The 20,191-nt window shown below is 71.4% G+C and carries 14 protein-coding genes and 1 pseudogene; 9 read left to right on the forward strand and 6 right to left on the reverse strand.

The features are described from left to right. Positions 1–46: 46 nt before the first annotated feature. Positions 47–913: an SDR family oxidoreductase gene (locus AB0447_RS32310; RefSeq protein WP_366480435.1), complete on the reverse strand. Its 867-nt coding sequence runs from the start codon at positions 911–913 to the stop codon at positions 47–49. Positions 914–1,083: 170 nt separating this feature from the next. Between AB0447_RS32310 and AB0447_RS32315 the strand changes: the two genes are divergently transcribed. Further along, complete coding sequence (locus tag AB0447_RS32315) at positions 1,084–2,490, forward strand: amino acid permease (RefSeq protein ID WP_366480436.1); 1,407 nt, start codon at positions 1,084–1,086, stop codon at positions 2,488–2,490. A gap of 170 nt (positions 2,491–2,660) precedes the next feature. Then, positions 2,661–3,317, forward strand: coding sequence for a superoxide dismutase (locus AB0447_RS32320; protein ID WP_366480437.1), 657 nt, complete (start codon positions 2,661–2,663; stop codon positions 3,315–3,317). Between the two features lie 139 nt (positions 3,318–3,456). On the opposite strand, the gene AB0447_RS32325 is transcribed toward AB0447_RS32320, so the two are convergent. Beyond that, positions 3,457–4,101 (reverse strand): DsbA family protein, encoded by a 645-nt coding sequence (locus tag AB0447_RS32325; protein ID WP_366480438.1) that lies wholly within the window; start codon positions 4,099–4,101, stop codon positions 3,457–3,459. A 130-nt stretch (positions 4,102–4,231) separates the two neighbouring features. Here AB0447_RS32325 and pepN (AB0447_RS32330) point away from each other — a divergent pair, with 130 nt between their 5' ends. Continuing rightward, a complete protein-coding gene (pepN, locus tag AB0447_RS32330; RefSeq protein ID WP_366480439.1) occupies positions 4,232–6,799 on the forward strand; it encodes an aminopeptidase N in 2,568 nt (855 codons plus the stop codon). Between the two features lie 305 nt (positions 6,800–7,104). Continuing rightward, positions 7,105–8,070 carry a hypothetical protein gene (locus AB0447_RS32335; protein ID WP_366480440.1) on the forward strand — a complete coding sequence of 322 codons (966 nt, stop codon included), beginning with the start codon at positions 7,105–7,107 and terminating at the stop codon, positions 8,068–8,070. Here the strand turns inward: AB0447_RS32335 and AB0447_RS32340 are convergent. Both AB0447_RS32340 and AB0447_RS32345 read right to left on the reverse strand, forming a co-directional pair. Continuing rightward, the gene (locus AB0447_RS32340; protein ID WP_366480441.1) at positions 8,046–8,966 is read right to left on the reverse strand and encodes a pyridoxamine 5'-phosphate oxidase family protein; all 921 of its coding nucleotides are present in this window, start codon (positions 8,964–8,966) and stop codon (positions 8,046–8,048) included. The genes AB0447_RS32335 and AB0447_RS32340 overlap by 25 nt on opposite strands. Beyond that, on the reverse strand, positions 8,966–9,424 hold the full coding sequence (locus AB0447_RS32345; protein WP_366480442.1) for a VOC family protein: 459 nt from the start codon (positions 9,422–9,424) through the stop codon (positions 8,966–8,968). The genes AB0447_RS32340 and AB0447_RS32345 overlap by 1 nt, the downstream gene beginning before the upstream one ends. A gap of 128 nt (positions 9,425–9,552) precedes the next feature. Between AB0447_RS32345 and AB0447_RS32350 the strand changes: the two genes are divergently transcribed. Together AB0447_RS32350 and AB0447_RS32355 are read left to right on the forward strand one after the other, a co-directional pair. Beyond that, on the forward strand, positions 9,553–10,119 hold the full coding sequence (locus AB0447_RS32350; RefSeq protein WP_366480443.1) for a CGNR zinc finger domain-containing protein: 567 nt from the start codon (positions 9,553–9,555) through the stop codon (positions 10,117–10,119). A gap of 240 nt (positions 10,120–10,359) precedes the next feature. Beyond that, positions 10,360–13,680, forward strand: coding sequence for a S8 family serine peptidase (locus AB0447_RS32355; RefSeq protein WP_366480444.1), 3,321 nt, complete (start codon positions 10,360–10,362; stop codon positions 13,678–13,680). A gap of 108 nt (positions 13,681–13,788) precedes the next feature. Here AB0447_RS32355 and AB0447_RS32360 read toward each other — a convergent pair whose 3' ends face one another. Then, positions 13,789–15,294 carry a M28 family peptidase gene (locus AB0447_RS32360; RefSeq protein ID WP_366480445.1) on the reverse strand — a complete coding sequence of 502 codons (1,506 nt, stop codon included), beginning with the start codon at positions 15,292–15,294 and terminating at the stop codon, positions 13,789–13,791. Positions 15,295–15,692: 398 nt separating this feature from the next. On the opposite strand from AB0447_RS32360, the gene AB0447_RS32365 reads away from it, so the two are divergent. Beyond that, positions 15,693–16,724 carry an aspartate-semialdehyde dehydrogenase gene (locus tag AB0447_RS32365; protein ID WP_366480446.1) on the forward strand — a complete coding sequence of 344 codons (1,032 nt, stop codon included), beginning with the start codon at positions 15,693–15,695 and terminating at the stop codon, positions 16,722–16,724. A gap of 90 nt (positions 16,725–16,814) precedes the next feature. On the opposite strand, the gene AB0447_RS32370 is transcribed toward AB0447_RS32365, so the two are convergent. Beyond that, positions 16,815–17,330 carry a DUF1203 domain-containing protein gene (locus AB0447_RS32370; RefSeq protein WP_366480447.1) on the reverse strand — a complete coding sequence of 172 codons (516 nt, stop codon included), beginning with the start codon at positions 17,328–17,330 and terminating at the stop codon, positions 16,815–16,817. A gap of 139 nt (positions 17,331–17,469) precedes the next feature. Here AB0447_RS32370 and pepN (AB0447_RS32375) point away from each other — a divergent pair, with 139 nt between their 5' ends. Continuing rightward, positions 17,470–20,055 carry an aminopeptidase N gene (gene pepN, locus AB0447_RS32375; RefSeq protein ID WP_366480448.1) on the forward strand — a complete coding sequence of 862 codons (2,586 nt, stop codon included), beginning with the start codon at positions 17,470–17,472 and terminating at the stop codon, positions 20,053–20,055. 43 nt (positions 20,056–20,098) lie between these two features. Further along, a pseudogene (locus AB0447_RS32380) lies at positions 20,099–20,191 on the forward strand (precorrin-4 C(11)-methyltransferase); the annotation flags it as partial.

Consider the following 20,191-nt stretch of genomic DNA (forward strand, 5'->3'; position numbering starts at 1 on the left):
CGCTGCGCGGCATCTCGGCCCGGCGGCATCGCCGCCGGACGGCGGGTCAGCGGAGGTGGGAGGCGCCGTTGACGTCCAGGACGGTGCCCGAGCTCCAGAGGGCGGCGGGCGAGGCCAGGTAGAGCACGGCCGAGGCGATCTCCTCCGGGGCGGCGACCCGGCCGAAGGGGCTCTGGGTGCGGATCTGCTCGCCCTCCGGCCCGGTCAGCCGGTCCGCGACCCGCTCGGTGGCCACGAACCCCGGCGCCACCGAGGCGACGGCGATCCCGTGCGGGGCGAGGGAGACGGCCAGGGACTGGCCGAGCGCGTGCAGGGCCGCCTTGGTGGCTCCGTACGCCGGGTGGTCCGGCTCGCCGCGGAAGGCCCCGCGCGAGCCGATGTTGACGATGCGCCCCGCCCGGCCGTCGTCGATCATGCGGCGGGCCGCGCAGTAGCTGAGGTTGGCGGCGCCGAACAGGTTGACGGCAGCGGTCCGCTGCCAGGCCGCCTGCCAGTCGGCGTACGAGGTCCCGGGCAGCGGGTGAGGGACCATCACCGCGGCGTTGTTGACCAGCACGTCCACCCCGCCGAGCGCGTCGGCGGCCTCGCCGGCCAGGGCTTCGACCCGCGCCGGATCGGCGAGGTCGCCGGTGACGAGCACGTGCCCTCGCCCTTCCAGCGCGGCCAGGGTCTCCTCGGCGTCGGCCTGCCGGCCGGTGCTGTGCACCGCCACCCGGTCGCCCTGCCGGGCGAAGGCGGTGGCGATGGCGCGGCCGATGCCCCGGGAGGCGCCGGTCACCAGCACGCCCCGGCCCGTCGCGGCCAGTTCGCGCACCCGGCCGCCGTTGCCCGGGTTGCCGCTGCCCGCGTTGCCGCTGCCCGCGTTGCCGTTGCGCTCGTCGCCGTTGCCCTCGTTGCCGTTCCCGCCGCGCATCCGGATCCCCCTCGGTCCGCTCCCCTGCTGCCGCCGACAGCGTACGGACCTGATCACTGCGGGTGAGCCGCCCGTCCGGATAACGGACACCAAACGTCCGCTGAGCGGACCGGGACCACACTGGGGCGCGTTTCCCCCGTCCACCCGCACACCGGACAGGCACACCCAAGATGAGCCAGACCACCCTCACACCTCCCGAGCAGGCGGCGCCGGCCGGCGCCGCCGGATCCCCGCTGTCCAACGGTCTCAAGCAGCGCCACCTCTCGATGATCGCCCTCGGCGGGGTCATCGGCGCCGGGCTCTTCGTCGGCTCGGGCGCCGGCATCGCCGCCGCCGGTCCCTCGATCGTGCTCGCGTACGCCGCGTCCGGTCTGCTCGTGATGTTCGTGATGCGGATGCTCGGCGAAATGTCCGCGGCCAACCCGGCCTCCGGCTCCTTCTCGGTGCACGCCGAGCGGGCCATCGGCCCGTGGGCCGGCTTCACCGCCGGGTGGATGTTCTGGACCCTGCTCTGCGTGGGCGTGGCCATCGAGGCCATCGGGGCCGCCGCGATCCTGACGGGGTGGTTCCCCGGCACCCCGCCCTGGATGTGGGTGCTGATCTTCATGGCGGTGTTCTGCGGCACCAACCTGGCCGCCGTCTCCAACTTCGGCGAGTTCGAGTTCTGGTTCGCCGCCCTGAAGATCGGCGCGATCGGCCTGTTCCTCACCCTGGGCACGCTCGCCGTTCTCGGCGTGCTGCCCGGCACCGACTCCCCCGGCACCGCGAATCTGCTGCACGACGGCGGCTTCCTGCCCCACGGGGTGGAGGGCCTGCTGGTCGGCCTGCTCGCGTCCGTCGTCGCGTACGGCGGTCTGGAGACCGTGACCATCGCGGCCGCCGAATCCGACGACCCGGTGCGCGGGGTGGCCAAGGCCGTGCGGACCACCATGTGGCGCATCGGCATCATCTACGTGGGCTCGATGCTGCTCATCGTCACCCTGATCCCGTGGAACTCCGAGGGCGCCGCGAAGGCCCCGTACGCCACCGCCCTGGACCACCTCGGCATCCCCGGCGCCGGCCAGATCATGAACGCGGTCATCCTGATCGCCCTGCTGTCCGCGATGAACGCGAACATCTACGGCTCCTCCCGCATGGCCTACTCGCTGGTCTCCCGCGGGCAGGGCCCCAAGGCCCTCGGCAAGGTGACCGGCCGGGTGCCGCGCCGCGCGGTGCTGGCCTCCTCCGGTTTCGGCTTCGTCTGCGTACTGCTGTCGTACTGGTACCCGGACACCCTCTTCACCTGGCTGCTGAACATGGTCGGCGGCGTGATCCTGGTGGTCTGGGGCTTCATCGCCGTCTCCCAGTTCGTGCTGCGGCGCCGGACCGAGCGGGAGGCCCCGGAAAAGCTGGTCGTGAAGATGTGGGGCTTCCCCTATCTCACCTGGGTGGCGCTGGCCGGCGTGCTCGGCGTGCTGGTGCTGATGGCCTGGGATGCCGACACCCGGGTGCAGGTGGTCTTCACCGGCGGGCTGACCGCCGCGCTCGCCGCCACCGGCTACGCGATGCAGCGCCGGGCCGCCGCCGCCCGCGACTGACCCGGCCACACCTCCGCGAAGGGCCCCGTGCACCGCACGGGGCCCTTCGCCGTTCCCGTGTCGATCAAGAGAGGTAACCCTTACGTGTGAGACGGAATAGATACTGCTAGCGTGCAGTTGCGCATTGATTGCAATAAGCAGTTGGCACGCTGAGGGGACCGGACACACGCATGGCCATCTACACGCTTCCTGAGCTTCCGTACGACTACGCGGCGCTGGAGCCGGTGATCAACCCGGAAATCATCACGCTGCACCACGACAAGCACCACGCGGCTTACGTCAAGGGCGCCAACGACACCCTCGAGCAGCTGGAAGAGGCGCGCGACAAGGAGAACTGGGGCGCGCTGAACGGCCTGGAGAAGAACCTGGCCTTCCACCTCTCCGGCCACATCCTGCACAGCATCTACTGGCACAACATGGCCAGCCCGAAGACCGGCGAGGGCGGCGGCGAGCCGACCGCGGCCGACGGCGTGGGCGAGCTCGCGGACGCGATCACCGAGTCCTTCGGCTCCTTCGCCAAGTTCAAGAAGCAGCTCACCTTCGCCTCTTCCGCCACCCAGGGCTCGGGCTGGGGCGTGCTCGCGTACGAGCCCATCAGCGGCCGCCTGATCGTCGAGCAGATCTACGACCACCAGGGCAACGTGGGCCAGGCCTCCGTGCCGATCCTGGTCTTCGACGCCTGGGAGCACGCCTTCTACCTGCAGTACAAGAACCAGAAGGTCGACTTCATCGAGGCCATGTGGAACGTCGTCAACTGGCAGGACGTGGCCAAGCGCTACGCCGACGCCAAGGCGAACACCCCGCTGCTGATCCCCGTCAAGGGCTGACCGGCACCCCCGGTCCGTCCGCCTCGTGATCGTCTTCTCAACCTTCACGGCGGACGTGTCAAGCAGAAGGCCCTCGCGAGGACGTGACTCGCGAGGGCCTTCTGCCGTGTACCGATGCCCGGGTGACCGGGTGACCGGATCACTCGAAGGACGGCTCGGCGGTCCGGGTGCGCTTGATCTCGTAGAAGCCCGGGGTGGAGGCCACCAGCAGGGTGCCGTCCCACAGCCGGGCCGCGTCCTCGCCGCGCGGGGTCGGGGTGACCACCGGGCCGAAGAACGCCACCTCGCCGTCGGCGCCGGGCACCGAGATCACCGGGGTGCCGACCTCCTGGCCGACCCGCTCGATGCCGTCGTTGTGCGAGGCCCGCAGGACCTCGTCGTACTCGTCGGAGTCGGCGAAGTCGAGCAGCTCGGCCGGCAGGCCGACATCGGCCAGGGCCGCGGCGATCGCCTCGCGGGTCGGGCCCTCGCCGTTGTTGTGGAAGCGGGTGCCGAGCGCGGTGTAGAGCTTGCCGACCGCCTCGTCGCCGTGCTTCTGCTGGGCCGCCGTCACCACCCGGACCGGGGCCCAGCCCTTGGGGCCGAGCAGCTCCCGGTAGATCTCCGGGAGTTCCTCCAGCCGGTCCTCGTTGAGGACGGCGAGGCTCATCACGTGCCAGCGGACCTCCACGTCGCGGACCTTCTCGACCTCCAGCATCCAGCGGGAGGTCATCCAGGCCCACGGGCAGAGCGGATCGAACCAGAAGTCGACGGGGGTCTTCTCGCGCACCTGGGTGTCCGACATGTCACTCCTCATGCTCAATGGATACTCAATGGCCGTGACGCTGTTCCCCCTGGCCAACCGGCCGGGGGCGCGCCGCATTCCCGTGGGAGGATTCGAAACGTAGAAGGCGAGATCGCACGAAGGAGTGCCTGTGCCCGGAGAGAATCTGTCCCGCGACGAGGCCCGTGAGCGGGCCGAGCTGCTGTCCGTCGACGGGTACGAGGTGGTCCTCGACCTGAGGTCCGCGGTGGACGAGGCCGAACCGGCCGAGGGACCGCGCACCTTCCGCTCGGTGACCACCATCCGCTTCCGGGCGGCCGCACCGGGCACCGCCACCTTCGCCGACCTGATCGCCCCCTCCGTGAACTCGGTGACCCTCAACGGCCAGGAGCTGGACCCGGCCGCCGTCTTCGACGGGGCGCGGATCGCGCTGCGGGACCTCGCCACCGAGAACGTCCTGGTCGTGGACGCGAACTGCGCGTACAGCCGGACGGGCGAGGGCATGCACCGGTTCGTGGACCCCGAGGACGGCGAGGTCTACCTGTACACCCAGTACGAGCCGGCCGACGCCCGCCGGGTGTACGCGAACTTCGAACAGCCCGACCTGAAGGCGCCCTACCGGTTCGAGGTGACCGCGCCGGAGGGCTGGCAGGTCTGGAGCAACGGCGCCGAGGAGACCCGTTCCGAGGACGGGCTGACCCGCCGCTTCGCCGAGACCGCGCCCATCTCCACGTACATCACCTGCGTGGTGGCCGGTCCGTACCACTACGTCACGGACACCTACACGCGCGGGGACCTGACCATCCCGCTGGGCGCGATGTGCCGCAAGGGGCTGGCCAAGCACTTCGACGCCGACGACATCTTCCTCGTCACCAAGCAGGGCTTCGACTTCTTCCACGAGAACTTCGACTACCCGTACCCCTTCGGGAAGTACGACCAGGCCTTCGTGCCCGAGTACAACCTCGGCGCGATGGAGAACCCGGGCATGGTCACCTTCCGCGAGGAGTACATCTTCCGCGGGAAGGTCACCCGGGCCTCCTACGAGCGCCGGTGCAACACGATCCTGCACGAGATGGCGCACATGTGGTTCGGCGACCTGGTCACCATGAAGTGGTGGGACGACCTGTGGCTGAAGGAGTCCTTCGCGGACTTCATGGGCTCCTTCTCCCAGGTCGAGGCCACCCGCTTCGACCAGGCGTGGGTGACCTTCGCCAACAACCGCAAGGCGTGGGCCTACCGGGCCGACCAGCTGCCGTCCACCCACCCGATCACGGCCGACATCCGCGACCTGGAGGACGCCAAGCTCAACTTCGACGGCATCACCTACGCCAAGGGCGCGGCGGTGCTGAAGCAGCTGGTCGCGTACGCCGGGCGGGAGGCGTTCCTGGAGGGCGCGCGCCGCTACTTCAAGGCCAACGCGTACGGGAACACCACCCTGGAGGACCTGCTCTCGGTCCTCGCCGAGGTGTCCGGCCGGGACATGACCGAATGGTCGCGGGCCTGGCTGCAGACGGCCGGGGTGAACGCCCTGACCCCTGCGGTGACGTACGACGCGACGGGCCGGATCACCGAGCTCGCGGTGCTGCAGGAGGGCGACGCCCTGCGCCCGCACCGGGTCGGCATCGGCCTGTACCGGCTGGAGTCGGACGGCTCGCTGGTCCGGTACGCGCGGACCGAGGCGGACGTGGCCGGCGCCCGTACGGTGATCACCGAGCTGGGCGGGTCGGCCCGCCCCGACCTGATCCTGGTCAACGACGAGGACCTCACGTACTGCAAGATCCGCTTCGACGAGGGTTCGCTGGCCACGCTGCGCAAGCACCTCGGCTCGGTGACCGACCCGCTGGCCCGGGCCCTGTGCTGGTCGGCGCTGTGGAACCTGACCCGGGACGCGCTGATGCCGGCCCGGGACTTCCTCTCCCTCGTCCTGGCCTTCGCCGGGCGGGAGTCGGACGTGGGCGTGCTGCAGATGCTGCACGGGCAGGCGCTGGGCGCGATCACCCACTGCGCGGCGCCGGACTGGCGCGAGCAGGGCGGCCGGGAGCTCGCGGCGGGCGCGCTGCACGAGCTGCGGCTGGCCGAGCCGGGGTCCGAACACCAGCTGACCTGGGCCCGCTTCTTCGCGGCGAGCGCCTCCTCGGAGGGCGACTTCCAGCTGCTGCTCGGCCTGTTGGCGGGGACGGCCCGGATCGACGGCCTGGAGATCGACCAGGAGCTGCGCTGGGACTTCCTGCTGCCGCTGGCCGCGCACGGCGCGGTCGACGAGGCCGTCCTGGCCGCCGAACTCGCCCGTGACGACACGGCTTCGGGCAAGCGGCACCAGGTGCGGTGCCTGGCGGCGCGGCCGTCGGCGGCCGTGAAGGAGCAGGCGTGGGCGGCGGTGGTCGAGTCGGACGCGCTGTCGAACGCGCTGGTGGAGGCGACGATCGCGGGGATGCAGCAGTCCTCGCAGCGCGAGCTGCTGGCGCCGTTCGCCGAGCCGTACTTCTCCGTCCTGGAGCGGGTGTGGTCCGAGCGGTCGATCCAGATCGGCATGGACGTGGTCCGGGGGCTGTTCCCGTCCCTGCAGGACGAACCGGCGACGCTCGCCCGGACCGATGCGTGGCTTTCCGCCCACCCGGACGCGGCGCCGGCGCTGCGCCGCCTGGTCCTGGAGTCCCGCGACGACCTGGCCCGCGCCCTCCGCGCCCAGTCCTGCGACGCCGCCTCCTCCACCTCCTGACCCTGCTTCCCGAACTGGGGCTCCGCCCCAGACCCCGCGCCTCGAACGCCGGCGGGGCTGGAATGTGCTGCGCACATCCGGCCCGTGCGGCGTTTGAGCGCACGTACGGGGGTCTGGGGGCCTGCCCCCAGTTCGGGAAGGGGTGGGTAGGGGAAAGGCCCGCGCAGCGGCACCCAGGGAGGGGCCGGGAGCGGGGGGCCTATTCGGTCGTCGAACGTCCGTACTTTAGCCCCAGGTTGTCCCGTTTTGGCGACGGCCGTGTAACACGGGTTAGCACCCCCCTCCCCGCCGGGAATCCCAGCCGCATGAACCACAACACCCCCCTCCCCCTCCGGCACCTCGCCGGCAACGGCTCCCGCCCCCGCGTCCTCACCCTCGCCCAGCTCCGCGAGCACGGCGTCACCCCCGCCGATGCCGCGGAGCGGCCCTGGCAGCAGATCCTGCCGGGTGTGTTCCTGCTGCACGCCGGGCCCGCCACCAGTGAGGAGCGGCTGCACGCCGTGCTGTTGTACGCCGGGCGGCGCGGCGGGGAGGCGATGATCACCGGGCTGGCCGCGCTCGCGCTGTACCGGTTCGCCTCCGCTCCCCCGCTGCTCGCCCTCCAGCACATCGACGTCCTCGTGCCGAGCACCCGCCGGCTGCGTTCGGCGGGTTGCGCCCGGCTGGTGCGGGCGCAGGCCCCGCCGCGGCCGAACGAGGTGACCGGGCTGCCGGTCGCCCCGGTGGCCCGGGCCGTCGCCGATGCCGTCGCGCAGCTCTCGGACGCCGGTACGATCCGCCGGCTGCTCAGCGAAGCCGTCCGCGGCGGGCACTGCGAACCGGCCGCGCTGGTCCGGGAGCTGACCGTCGCCCGGCTGCTGAACCGGGCTCACGTGGTGGACGCCGTCGAGTCGCTGCTCGCCGAGGGCCGCGGGATCGCCGAGGACCGGCTGTACGACATGGTCCGCCGCCACCAGCTGCCGGAGCCGGTCTGGAACGTGGACCTGCGGGTCCCCGGCGGCCCCCACCTGGGCGGGGTGGACGCGTACTGGCCCGACCACGCGGTCGCGGTCGAGCTGGACACCCGGGCCCCGCGGCAGGGCGGGGACGACCAGTGGTCGGAGTACGCCCGCAAGCGGGAGGCACTGGAGCGGCTGGGGGTGACGGTCATCCACATCACCCCGCGCAAGCTGCGCGATCACGCCGAGCAGCAGGCCGCGGTCGTCCGGACCGCCCTGACGGCGTCCGGCGATCGCGACCCGGCCTCCTATCTGGTGGTGCTGCCCCGGTGAGGGCCGACAGGAGGGTTGGCCGGGGAGTATTCCGGCCGGCTCCAGCGGAGCCGGCCGGCCGGCAGGCTCTCGATCACCGACTCGATCCGGAAGACCACCGTGCGCGCCCCGTCGTCCCCGAAGGCGGTCCGGGCCCGGCCGCTGAGCTGGAGCACCGCCCCGGTTTCCCAGTCGGGGAAGAGGAGGCCGGCTCGGGAGTCGGCCGCCAGGTTGCCGAGGGTGAGGAACATCCCGTTGCCCGCGTAGTCCGGCCAGGCCAGCTCGTGCGGGGAGCGAACCTCCACGAAGCCCGGGTTGCCGCCCCGGTGGCTGGCGTCCACCCCGTCTTCTGCAGTGGTCGCGACGAAGAAGGTGTCGGCGGTGCGGACGGTCCGCACCTGGCCGGGTTCGAGCGCACCCCCGTGCCGCACGACCCCGGCTCCCTCCGTCACCGTCTCCAGCGGCTCCCGTTTCTGCAGGTACTTCGGGCAGTTGGCGAATACCTGCTCTGCCAGGACGGCGAAACCGCCGCCGACCGCAGGCGGCGCCAGCGTGCCGTTGAGCCGCATCCGGCGCCGGGTGCGCGGATCGAGGGCGATGGTGCCCACGGGCAGCCCGGGCAGCGTGAGCGCCTCGGCCAGCGGGTCGCCGTCGGGGACGCTGCCGGAGACCTCCATCCAGCGGGGACCGACGGCCCGGACGAAACCGGGCTCACCGTCCACCACTGAGGCCCAGACCCGGCCCTCCCGGTCGGCCGCGCCGATCACCAGGAACGGCTGCCGGGCCAGGAAAGCGGCCGCGACGTCCCGGATGTCCGTGCCGATGGAGCGGCCAACGTGCTCGGCGAGCTCCCGCACCCCGACCCTGTCCTGCACCGCCCGGGTGCCCGGGTGATACGCCCCGATGACGCCGTTCATTAGAAGAATCCGCAGGTGGGGGCCCCGGCGACCGGTGCGGGCGCGCCCTCGGCGCCGGTAGGGGCGGAGATCTCCAGCCGGGTGCCGTCGGGGTCGTGGAAGAAGATGCCGCCGGAGGACGCGCCCTCCCCGTGGGCGACGATCCCGTCGTACGCGAACTGCACGCCCAGGTCGTGCAGCCGGGCCTCGTACGCCCGGACCTCCTCGACGGAGCCGGCCGAGAGGGCCAGGTGGTGCAGCCCGGCGGCGGCCGGGGCGAATCCGCCGTCCGCCTGTTCCCAGAGGGTGAGGACGAGCTCGCCGTCCTGGCCGAGGAGGGCGAACCGGCGGCCTTCCTCTTTGCCCTCCGCCAGCACCTCGAAGTCGAGGGCGTCCCGGTAGAAGCCGAGCGACCGGGCGAGATCGGTGACGTTCAGGCCGACGTGGCCGGTGCGCAGCGCGCTGATGACAGCCGTCATGGCGGTTCCCTCTTCCTCGTTGTTGCCGCTTCCCATTCCTAACCTTCTAAATTTAAGTTAGGGGTTAGGAGGGGAGGTGTCAACCGGTCACGTACTCTTGAGGGGTTAGCGACGACAGGAGAGGGATCATGACGGCCGCGACCGACCCGCGCCCGCTGACCGGGGAGCCGGTGGCACTGGACCTGCTGAACACCCGCTGGGTGCAGGAGGGTGTGGTATTGGACCTCTTCGCGGGGGCCGGGGCCGGGCTGAGCCGGGTGGAAGGGCTGGCCGTCTGGCTGCGCAGCACGGGGCTCGACGACCGGTTCCGGGCCGATGCCGCGACCCTGGTGCACCTGCTGACCGCCCGTGAGGCGCTGGCCCGCGCGGTGGCCGATCCGGCCGATCCGGGCGCCCGCTCGCTGGTCGACTCGGTACTGGAGCACGGCCGGATCCGGGCCACCCTGACCACCGAGGGGCCGGGCGAGCGGGCCGAGTTCGCCGATCCCGCCTGGGGGCCGGCCTGGACGGCCGCCCGCGACTACCTCGACCTGCTGGGCTCGGGGCCGGACCGGATCCGCAAGTGCGCAGGGGAGAGCTGCGTGCTGCACTTCTACGACGTGTCGCGCAACGGCACCCGCCGCTGGTGCTCGATGGCCGCCTGCGGCAACCGCGCGAAGGCTTCCCGTCATTACGCGCGCACGCGCGAGCGCTGACCGACCCGAAACTGTCACACCCGGATCGTCGGGAAGTCAACAAAACGATTCTTCAGCATCCTCGGCTCGTCCCGGTATACCCCGGTACGGCCTTCCTGGCGTATCCCTCGCAGTGGCGAGAGTGCGCCACACCCCGAATCGGTATCCGGCAACCCTCCCCAAGCAGCAGTCATTTACGCAAGGCTGACCGGTCATCCGGCACCGAAATCCGGACCGTTTCTTTCACTTACAGGGATGCTGATGACCCTCGAATCCCCCAGCTCCATATCCGGGGCCAGACGCGCCGCCCGCGTCGCGGCCGCGGCCGGTCTGGTGGCCGCCCTCGCGGCCACCGCCGTGCCCGCGTTCGCGGCCGGCAGCGCCGATGACCCCTGGGTTGCACCACCGGTCAAGTCGGCCGACCAGAAGCTCGGTTCGGCCGACGCCGAGCTGCTGCAGGAGGCGCAGGCCAAGGGCGAGAAGACCGTCACCGTGATGGTCGCCACCGCCCCGGGCGAGACCAAGCAGGTGGCCCAGCAGCTCGACGCCGTCCAGGGCAGCTCGGTGGGCCAGACGTACGACAAGCTCGGCTACGTCCGCGCCACCCTGCCGACCGACAGGGCGGAGGCCGCACTCAAGGCCGCCGCCAAGCTGTCCTCCGTGCACGGCATCGACCTGCGGCACGAGATCCAGCTGCCGGACCCGCGCCCGGAGGCCGACCGCGCCTCGGGCACCGTCAAGCGCACGGTCGCCGAGACCTACCCGGCGCCCGGCAAGGACACCCCCGCGAAGAACCCGTACAACCCGTCCTTCGAGACCGGTGCGGTCGACTTCGTCAACCAGAACCCGCAGGCCGACGGCCGCGGCGTGACCATCGGCATCCTGGACTCCGGCGTCGACCTCGGCCACCCGGCGCTCCAGCAGACCACCACCGGCGAGCGCAAGATCGTCGACTGGGTCACGGCGACCGACCCGATCACCGACTCGGACGGCACCTGGCGCGCCCAGATCACTCCGGTCACCCCGAGCGCCGGCACCTTCAGCGCCGGCGGCCAGAGCTGGAAGGCCCCCGAGGGCAGCTTCCAGTGGAGCCGGTTCAGCGAGTCGATCACCGCGAACGGCGACATGAAGGGCGACGTCAACCGGGACGGGGACACCACCGACCGGTTCGGCCTGCTCTACGACCCGGCCGCCGGCACCGTCCGCGTCGACACCGACCAGGACGGCGACTTCACGAACAACGAGCCGATGAAGCCGTACAAGGACGGCTACCAGATCGGCTACTTCGGCACGGACAACCCGGCGACCGAGGTCGCCGAGCGGATCCCCTTCGTGATCCAGATCCGCAAGGACGTCCCGATGGACCCGCTGGGCGGTGACTGGGTCGGCAAGAAGGCCGACTTCGTCAACGTCGGCATCATCGAGTCCGAGCACGGCACCCACGTGGCCGGCATCACCGCCGCCAACAGCCTGTTCGGCGGCAAGATGAACGGCGCCGCGCCCGGTGCCAAGCTGGTCTCCTCGCGCGCCTGCTCCTGGTCGGGCGGCTGCACCAACGTCGCGCTGACCGAGGGCATGATCGACCTCGTCGTCAACCGCGGCGTGGACATCGTCAACATGTCCATCGGCGGCCTGCCGGCGCTCAACGACGGCAACAACGCGCGCGCCGAGCTCTACACCCGCCTGATCGACACCTACGGTGTCCAGCTGGTCATCTCGGCCGGCAACTCGGGGCCGGGCCTCAACACCATCGGCGACCCCTCGCTGGCCGACAAGGTCATCAGCGTGGGTGCCTCGGTCTCCAAGGAGACCTGGGCCGCCAACTACGGCTCCGCGGTGGCGAAGAAGTACAACATGTTCAACTTCTCCTCGCGCGGCCCGCGTGAGGACGGCGGCTTCACGCCGACCATCAGCGCCCCCGGTGCCTCGATCAACACGGTCCAGACCTGGGTGCCCGGCCAGCCGGTCGCCGAGGCCGGGTACCAGCTGCCGGCCGGCTACGGCATGCTCCAGGGCACCTCGATGGCCTCGCCGCAGGCGGCGGGCGCCAGCGCCCTGCTGATCTCGGCCGCCAAGCAGCAGAAGGTCGCGCTCACGCCGGCCGTCCTGCGCACGGCGCTCACCAGCTCCGCCAAGAAGATCGACGGCGTCCCGGCGCACGCCCAGGGCTCCGGTCTGATCAACATCCCGGCGGCGTGGGAGTCCATCCAGCGCGGCGCCAAGGCCAACGACTTCACCGTCAAGGCCCCGGTGGACACCGCGATCGACCAGTTCCTGAAGACCCCGGGCTTCGGTGCCGGCCTGTACGACCGCGAGGGCGGTCTCAAGGTCGACCAGAAGAAGGTCTACGACGTCGTCGTCACCCGCACCACCGGCGTGAAGTACGGCACCCGGCACAACCTGAGCTGGCGCTACAACGACGGCACCTTCAAGGTCCTCGGCGGCTACGACTACGTCACCCTGCCGCTGAACAAGCCCGTCACCATCAAGGTCGAGGCCAAGGCCGGCTCGGCCGGCGTCCACAGCGGCATCCTGCAGCTGGACGACGAGACCACCGAGGGCATCGACAAGCAGATCCTGGCCACCGTCGTGGCCTCGGCTCAGCTGGCCAAGCCCTCGTACGGCTTCTCCAACACCTCCACGGTGCAGCGCAACAGCCACAAGTCGTACTTCGTCACGGTCCCGCAGGGCGCCAAGTCCCTCGAGGTCGCGCTCGGCGGCCTGGGCGCCGGCAGCCAGACCCGGTTCATCGCGATCCACCCGTACGGTGTGGCGGTCGACCCGACGTCCACGGTCAACTGCTACCCGAACTACAACAACCCGGCCAACACCTGCCGCCCCGACCTGCGGTCGTACACCGACCCGCAGCCGGGTGTCTGGGAGATCGAGGTCGAGGCGCGCCGTACCTCGCCGCTGCTCGACAACCCGTTCAAGCTGGACGTGGCCGTCCTCGGCGCCACCTTCGACCCCGCGGTCAAGGTGCTCCCCGAGGTCAAGCAGGGCGTCCCGGCGCCGGTCTCGCTGACCGTCAAGAACGACTTCGCGGGCATCACCGGCGGCAAGCTCCAGGGCGGCGCCCTCGGCTCCGCCAAGGTCGCCAAGCCGACCATCTCCGAGCACGAGACCCAGACCAGCACCGTCACCATCGGTGAGGGCGTCTCCCGTCTGGACATCGCGATCGGCAACGTCTCCGACGCGGCCGCCGACCTGGACCTCGACGTCTACAAGGACGGCGTGAAGGTCGGCTCCTCCGCGGACGGCGACTCCGAGGAGTCGGTCAGCCTGGCCAACCCGGCCGCCGGCACCTACACCATCGAGGTCCTCGGCTACGCGATCCCGGCCGGGACCACCACGTACGACTACCGCGACGTCTTCTTCTCGGCCGCCCTGGGCTCCGTCCAGGTCGACGAGTCGGCCGCGGTGAACCTCGCCAACGGCGCCTCGGCGCAGGTCTCGGCGAACGTCCTGGTCAACAGCGCGGCCCCCGAGGGCCGGCAGTTCTTCGGCCAGGTCCAGCTGCTGAACGCCCGCGGCACCGCCGCCGGCACCGGCAGCGTCCAGATCGAGAAGGTCACCCCGTAACACCGCAGGACCGCATGACCGCATGACGAAGGGGCCGGTGCTCGCGACGAGCACCGGCCCCTTCGGTCTGTCCGGCCGGCCGGTCACCGGCCGGCCGCTAGCGGCCGCTCACTTGCCGAGCGGGCGCAGGTCTTGCGCGTAGGTGCCGACCGCGTGCGCGATGACGTCCACGTTGGTGTCGAAGACCTTCAGGTCCAGGTTCTTCAGGGTGTCGCCGGCCCCGTGGTAGTTCGGGTCGTACGGCTGCCCGGCCGTGCCGCCGTACCGCTTGGCCTGCTCCTCGGTCTTGATGCCGTCGGCGCCGGTGAAGGTGCCGCCGGCCGGGATGCCGTTCGCGATGAACGGGCCGTAGTCGGAGCGGCCGTCGAAGTCGCTGCCCTCGTGCGGCTTGCCCTGCCGGTCGAGGAACCCGTTGATCAGGGACTCGATCTGCGCGGAGCCGGCCGGGCCGGCGCCCGCCCCCTTCTTGTCCGAGTCGTCGCCGTCGTACACGAACTGCACCGCGTTCGGCGAGGCGATCATGTCGAAGTTGAGGTAGAGCGCAATGTCCTTCTTCTGCTGCTCGGACAGCCGGGCCACGTAGTGGTCGGAGCCGAGCAGGCCCAGCTCCTCGCCCGACCACCAGGCGAAGCGGACCTTGTTGGCGGGCTGCTTGCCCTTGCCCTTGCCGCGCGTCTCTTCCGCCAGCTTGAGGGCGACCTCCAGCAGGCCCGCCGAGCCGGAGGCGTTGTCGTTGATGCCCGGACCCTCCGCGACCGAGTCCAGGTGGGCGCCGACCGTGACCACCTTGTCGGCGCGGCCGCCGCGGGTCTCCGCGATCACGTTGCGGGTCTTCTTCGCGACGTGCTCCTGGTCGAGGTCGAGGCGGACCTTCACCTCCCCCTTGGCGGCGGCCGCGGTCAGCGCCTCCCCGTCGGCGAGGGTGATGCCGGCGCTCGGGATGAGCCCGTCGGCCGGCCTGGAGAAGCCGCCGCGGATCGGGGTGGTGCCGCTGTGGTTGTAGACGATGACGCCGAGGGCGCCGGCCGCATGGGCCGCGTTCTGCTTCTCCACGAAGGTGCAGGAGCCGCGCTTCACCAGGGCGATCTTGCCGGCGAAGGCCCCGGCCGGGTAGTCGGCGGCGTCGCAGCCGGGGGTCTCGTCGACCCGGGCGAGGGCGATCGGGGCGGTCAGGCCGCCGGCGGGGGTGCTCGTGGTGAAGTCGAAGGCGGCGGTTGCCAGCTCGCGGTCCGCGGCGCCCCCGGTGCCGAGGACGGTGGTCTTCTCCGTCTTCGTCTTCGCCTCGTGGAACTCGAAGTCCTGGTACGAGACCTGGTAGCCGGCCTTCTTCAGGGTGTCGTGGACATAGGCGGCGGATGCCTCGTGGCCGGGGGTGCCGGCGGCCCGGTTGCCGCCGTTGGCGTCGGCTATGCGCTGGAACGCCGCCAGGTGCCGGTAGGCGCTGCGGCCGGAGGACTCCTCCACGAGCTCCTTGGCGAGCTTCCGGGCCGCCTTCTCCGGGTTCTGGTGGGCGGTGGCGGGCGTGGCGGTCAGCAGGACCGGGGCCGCGAGGGCGGCAGTGACGGTGGCAGCGAGGACCGCTGTGGAGCGGCGGCTGTGGCGGTGGGCGCGCACGGTGGATCTCCCCCATGGTCGGTTTCGTTCTTCGGACACCGTGTCCGGATAGCGGTCACGGCCGAATCGACTCGACGGTAACCAGCCCCCACCTGCAAAAACAGCCATTTTTTGGCCGTGCAACAAGCCCGCCACACACTTGTCACGGCCGGCGGCTGTGCACCGGGCCCGGGACGTACGCGGTACCGCCCCGACCGGCCCGGTCGGAATCCACAGCTCCGGCAAGTGGAGCCCGGAGGTCCGCCGCTGACCGGCGCCACGGACCGGGCCGCGCCGGAGGGAACCCGTCCGCTGGGACAGATCGTCCGTACTACGGACAATGGATTGGACAAGCCTGCCGGGGTCGCACGCATGATGGAGCAGGCTTGACCGAGCTGTACGCACCAGAAGGAGTCACCGTGAGGGTCGGAATCGTCGGAGCCACCGGACAGGTCGGCGGCGTCATGCGCCGCATCCTCGCCGAGCGGAAGTTCCCGGTGGACGAGCTGCGGCTGTTCGCCTCGGCCCGGTCGGCCGGCTCGACCCTGGAGTGGGAGGGCCGGGAGATCACCATCGAGGACGCGTCCACCGCGGACTACTCCGGCCTCGACATCGTGCTGTTCTCGGCCGGCGGCGCCACCTCCAAGGCCCTCGCCGAGAAGGTCGCCTCCCAGGGCGCCGTGGTGATCGACAACTCCTCCGCCTGGCGCCGCGACCCCGAGGTCCCGCTGGTCGTCTCCGAGGTCAACCCGCACGCGATCAAGAACCGCCCCAAGGGCATCATCGCCAACCCCAACTGCACCACCATGGCCGCCATGCCGGTGCTGCGCCCCCTCCACGAGGAGGCCGGGCTGAGCGCGATGGTCGCCACCACCTACCAGGCCGTGTCCGGCTCCGGCCTGGCCGGTGTCGCCGAGCTCAAGGCCCAGGCCTGTGCGGTGTCGGAGGCGGCCGACCAGCTGACCTTCGACGGCGAGGCCGTGGACTTCCCGGAGCCCGGCGTCTACAAGCGCCCGATCGCCTTCAACGTGGTCCCGCTGGCGGGCAACCTGGTCGACGACGGCTCCTTCGAGACCGACGAGGAGCAGAAGCTCCGCAACGAGTCCCGCAAGATCCTGGAGATCCCGGAGCTCAAGGTCTCCGGCACCTGTGTGCGCGTCCCGGTGTTCTCCGGCCACTCCCTCCAGGTCAACGCCCGCTTCGAGCGCCCGATCAGCGTGGAGCGCGCCTACGAGCTGCTCGCGGAGGCGCCGGGCGTCATCCTCTCGGAGATCCCGACCCCGCTCCAGGCGGCCGGCAAGGACGCCTCGTACGTGGGCCGCATCCGGTCCGACGAGACCGTGGAGAACGGCCTCGCCCTCTTCCTCTCGAACGACAACCTCCGCAAGGGCGCGGCCCTGAACGCGGTGCAGATCGCCGAGCTGGTGGCGGAGGAGCTCCGCCAGGCCTGAGCCCTTGCTCACCTGCGTACCTGCGTACCTGCGCACAAGGGGCGGCACCGTGACGGTGCCGCCCCTTCGCGTCTCCCGGGCCGCCGCGGCTCAGGGCCGGCGGACCTCGAAGAGGAAGCAGCCGAACTCTGCCGCGCGGAGGTGGACCAGGGCCACCGCCGGGTCGGCGAAGGCCTCCGCGAGGGCGGTTTCGAGGGCGGCGGACGGGTCGGGGCCCAGGTCGAGGACGCGGCCGCCGAGGATGTGGCCGGCCGCGCCGTAGCGGCGGGCGGTGCGCAGGGCGCCGGGGCGGGCGAAGGGCCAGGCCGCATCCGGGGCTGCGTCGGGGGCCGGGGCCGGGCCGCCGCAGTCCGCCGCGTGGATGAAGAGCGGGCCCTGTTCGTCGTACGCGCCCGGATCCGCGCCGGTCTCGGCGGCCCAGCGGCGCAGCGGGGCGTACGAGACCAGCGCGATCCGCTCGCCCTGCTCGCTCAGGCGCAGGCAGCAGCGCAGCGGGGCGCCGCCCTCCTCGTCGGTGTACGGGCGGCAGGGCCGGCCCGCGTCGTCCCGGTCGCGGAGTGCGGCGAGGGCGGCGGGCCCGATGGGCAGCGGAGTGTAGGTCGTCATGGGCTCCAGGGTGCGGGCCGGACCGGGGCAAAGCTGGCCAAAATCCGACCTCGCGTTCGCCCGTGGGTTAGTCCGGCACGGTGCGCCAGCGCGCGTGGAAGGATGGCGGGGCAACGTCACCATCGAAGGAGATGAACGCGTGCCTGGCACGAACCTGACCCGTGAAGAGGCTCAGCAGCGGGCGAAGCTGCTCACCGTCGACTCGTACGAGATCGAGCTCGATCTCAGCGGTGCGCAGGAGGGCGGCACCTACCCCTCCGTGACCACCGTGCGCTTCGACTCCGCGGAGGCGGGCGCCGAGACCTTCATCGACCTGGTCGCGCCGGCCGTGCACGAGGTCGTCCTGAACGGCAAGTCGCTCGACGTGGCGGCGGTGTTCCGGGACTCCCGGATCGCGCTCAAGCACCTCGCGGCCGGGCGGAACGAGCTGAAGGTGGTCGCCGACTGCGCGTACACCAACACCGGCGAGGGCCTGCACAGGTTCGTCGACCCGGTCGACGAGCAGGCCTACCTGTACACGCAGTTCGAGGTGCCGGACGCGCGCCGCGTCTTCGCCTCCTTCGAGCAGCCCGACCTGAAGGCGACCTTCCGGTTCACCGTGAAGGCGCCCGAGGGCTGGACGGTCATCTCCAACTCGCCGACGCCGGAGGTGCCCGCCGACCACATCTGGCGGTTCGAGCCGACGCCGCGCATCTCGACGTACATCACGGCGCTGATCGTGGGCCCGTACCACGCGGTGCACAGCTCCTACGAGGGCCCGGACGGGCAGACCGTCCCGCTCGGCATCTACTGCCGGCCCTCGCTGGCCGAGTTCCTCGACGCGGACGCGATCTTCGAGGTCACCCGGCAGGGCTTCGACTGGTTCCAGGAGAAGTTCGACTACGACTACCCGTTCGCCAAGTACGACCAGCTCTTCGTTCCGGAGTTCAACGCCGGCGCGATGGAGAACGCGGGCGCGGTGACCATCCGCGACCAGTACGTGTTCCGGTCGAAGGTGACCGACGCGGCGTACGAGGTGCGGGCCGAGACCATCCTCCACGAGCTGGCCCACATGTGGTTCGGCGACCTGGTCACCATGGAGTGGTGGAACGACCTCTGGCTGAACGAGTCCTTCGCGACCTACACCTCGATCGCCTGCCAGGCCTACCACCCGGACTCGAAGTGGCCGCACTCGTGGACCACCTTCGCCAACTCCATGAAGACCTGGGCGTACCGGCAGGACCAGCTGCCGTCCACCCACCCGATCATGGCCGACATCCGTGACCTGGACGACGTCCTGGTCAACTTCGACGGCATCACCTACGCCAAGGGCGCGTCGGTGCTGAAGCAGCTCGTCGCCTACGTCGGCATGGACGCCTTCTTCCAGGGCGTGCAGGCGTACTTCAAGCAGCACGCCTTCGGGAACACCCGCCTGTCGGACCTGCTGGGCGCGCTGGAGAAGACCTCCGGCCGCGACCTGGCCGCCTGGTCGAAGGCGTGGCTGGAGACGGCCGGCATCAACATCCTGCGCCCGGAGATCGAGACGGATGCGCACGGCCGGATCACCTCCTTCGCCGTCCGCCAGGAGGCCCCGGCGCTGCCGGCCGGCGCGAAGGGCGAGCCGGTCCTGCGGCCGCACCGGATCGCTATCGGCTTCTACTCGCTGGACGAGACGACCGGGAAGCTGCTGCGCGAGCGGCGCGTGGAGCTGGACATCGCGGCCGCCGAGCTGACCGAGGTGCCGGAGCTGGTGGGCCACCACCGCCCGGACGTGGTGCTCCTCAACGACGACGACCTGTCGTACGCGAAGGTCCGGCTGGACGCGGAGTCGCTGGCCAAGGTCACCGCGCACCTGGGCGACTTCGAGGCCTCGCTGCCGCGCGCCCTGTGCTGGGCCTCGGCCTGGGACATGACCCGGGACGGCGAGCTCGCCACCCGCGACTACCTCGCGCTGGTCCTCTCCGGCATCGCCAAGGAGACCGACATCGGCGTGGTGCAGTCGCTGCACCGGCAGGTGAAGCTGGCGGTCGACCTGTACGCGGACCCGGCGTGGCGGGAGACCGGCCTGGCCGCGTGGACCGAGGCGACGCTGACGCACCTGCGGGCGGCGGAGCCGGGCAGCGACCACCAGCTGGCGTGGGCCCGCGCGTTCGCGGCGACCGCCCGCACCCCGGAGCAGCTGGACCTGCTCGCCGCCCTGCTGGACGGCACGCAGACCGTCGAGGGCCTGGTCGTCGACACGGAGCTGCGCTGGACGTTCCTGGAGCGGCTGGCGGCGACCGGGCGCGCGGACGAGCCGGAGATCGCGGCGGAGCTGGAGCGGGACAAGACGGCGGCGGGCGAGCGGCACGCGGCCACGGCGCGGGCGGCGCGCCCGACGGCCGAGGCGAAGGCGGCGGCCTGGGCCTCGGTGGTGGAGTCCGCAGACCTGCCGAACGCGGTGCAGGAGGCGGTGATCGGCGGCTTCGTCCAGACCGACCAGCGCAAGCTGCTGGCGCCGTACGCGGAGAAGTACTTCGCGGCGGTCAAGGAGATCTGGGAGACCCGCAGCCACGAGATCGCGCAGCAGATCGCGGTGGGGCTGTACCCGGCGCTGCTGGTCTCGCAGGAGACACTGGACGCGACGGATGCGTGGCTGGCTTCGGCGGAGCCGAATGCGGCGCTGCGCCGGCTGGTGTCGGAGTCGCGCTCGGGTGTGGAGCGGGCCCTGAAGGCCCAGGCGGCGGACGCGGCCGCGGCTGCCTGACCCTCCCGGGAAGCGAACGGGGGCGCCCCCCCCGGTGCGGTCCGGGGTGCCGGCGTTCGCGGCGGCGGCGGCCGCGCTGAAGCGGGAACTGACCGTCCCGACGGTCGGGCAGACCGTCATCCTGACCCGGATCGCG

This window comes from Streptomyces sp. NPDC051211 (assembly GCF_040689505.1).
Taxonomy (GTDB): Bacteria; Actinomycetota; Actinomycetes; order Streptomycetales; family Streptomycetaceae; genus Streptomyces.

Bases quoted from the DNA above. Each gene is read 5' to 3' on its own strand.
- AB0447_RS32325 (WP_366480438.1), bottom strand. From the start codon at position 4,101: ATGTCGGACACCCAGGTGCGCGAGAAGACCCCCGTCGACTTCTGGTTC.
- AB0447_RS32315 (WP_366480436.1), top strand. From the start codon at position 1,084: ATGAGCCAGACCACCCTCACACCTCCCGAGCAGGCGGCGCCGGCCGGC.
- AB0447_RS32355 (WP_366480444.1), top strand. From the start codon at position 10,360: ATGACCCTCGAATCCCCCAGCTCCATATCCGGGGCCAGACGCGCCGCC.
- AB0447_RS32340 (WP_366480441.1), bottom strand. From the start codon at position 8,966: ATGAACGGCGTCATCGGGGCGTATCACCCGGGCACCCGGGCGGTGCAG.
- AB0447_RS32320 (WP_366480437.1), top strand. From the start codon at position 2,661: ATGGCCATCTACACGCTTCCTGAGCTTCCGTACGACTACGCGGCGCTG.
- AB0447_RS32345 (WP_366480442.1), bottom strand. From the start codon at position 9,424: ATGACGGCTGTCATCAGCGCGCTGCGCACCGGCCACGTCGGCCTGAAC.
- AB0447_RS32310 (WP_366480435.1), bottom strand. From the start codon at position 913: ATGCGCGGCGGGAACGGCAACGAGGGCAACGGCGACGAGCGCAACGGC.
- AB0447_RS32335 (WP_366480440.1), top strand. From the start codon at position 7,105: ATGAACCACAACACCCCCCTCCCCCTCCGGCACCTCGCCGGCAACGGC.
- AB0447_RS32350 (WP_366480443.1), top strand. From the start codon at position 9,553: ATGACGGCCGCGACCGACCCGCGCCCGCTGACCGGGGAGCCGGTGGCA.
- AB0447_RS32370 (WP_366480447.1), bottom strand. From the start codon at position 17,330: ATGACGACCTACACTCCGCTGCCCATCGGGCCCGCCGCCCTCGCCGCA.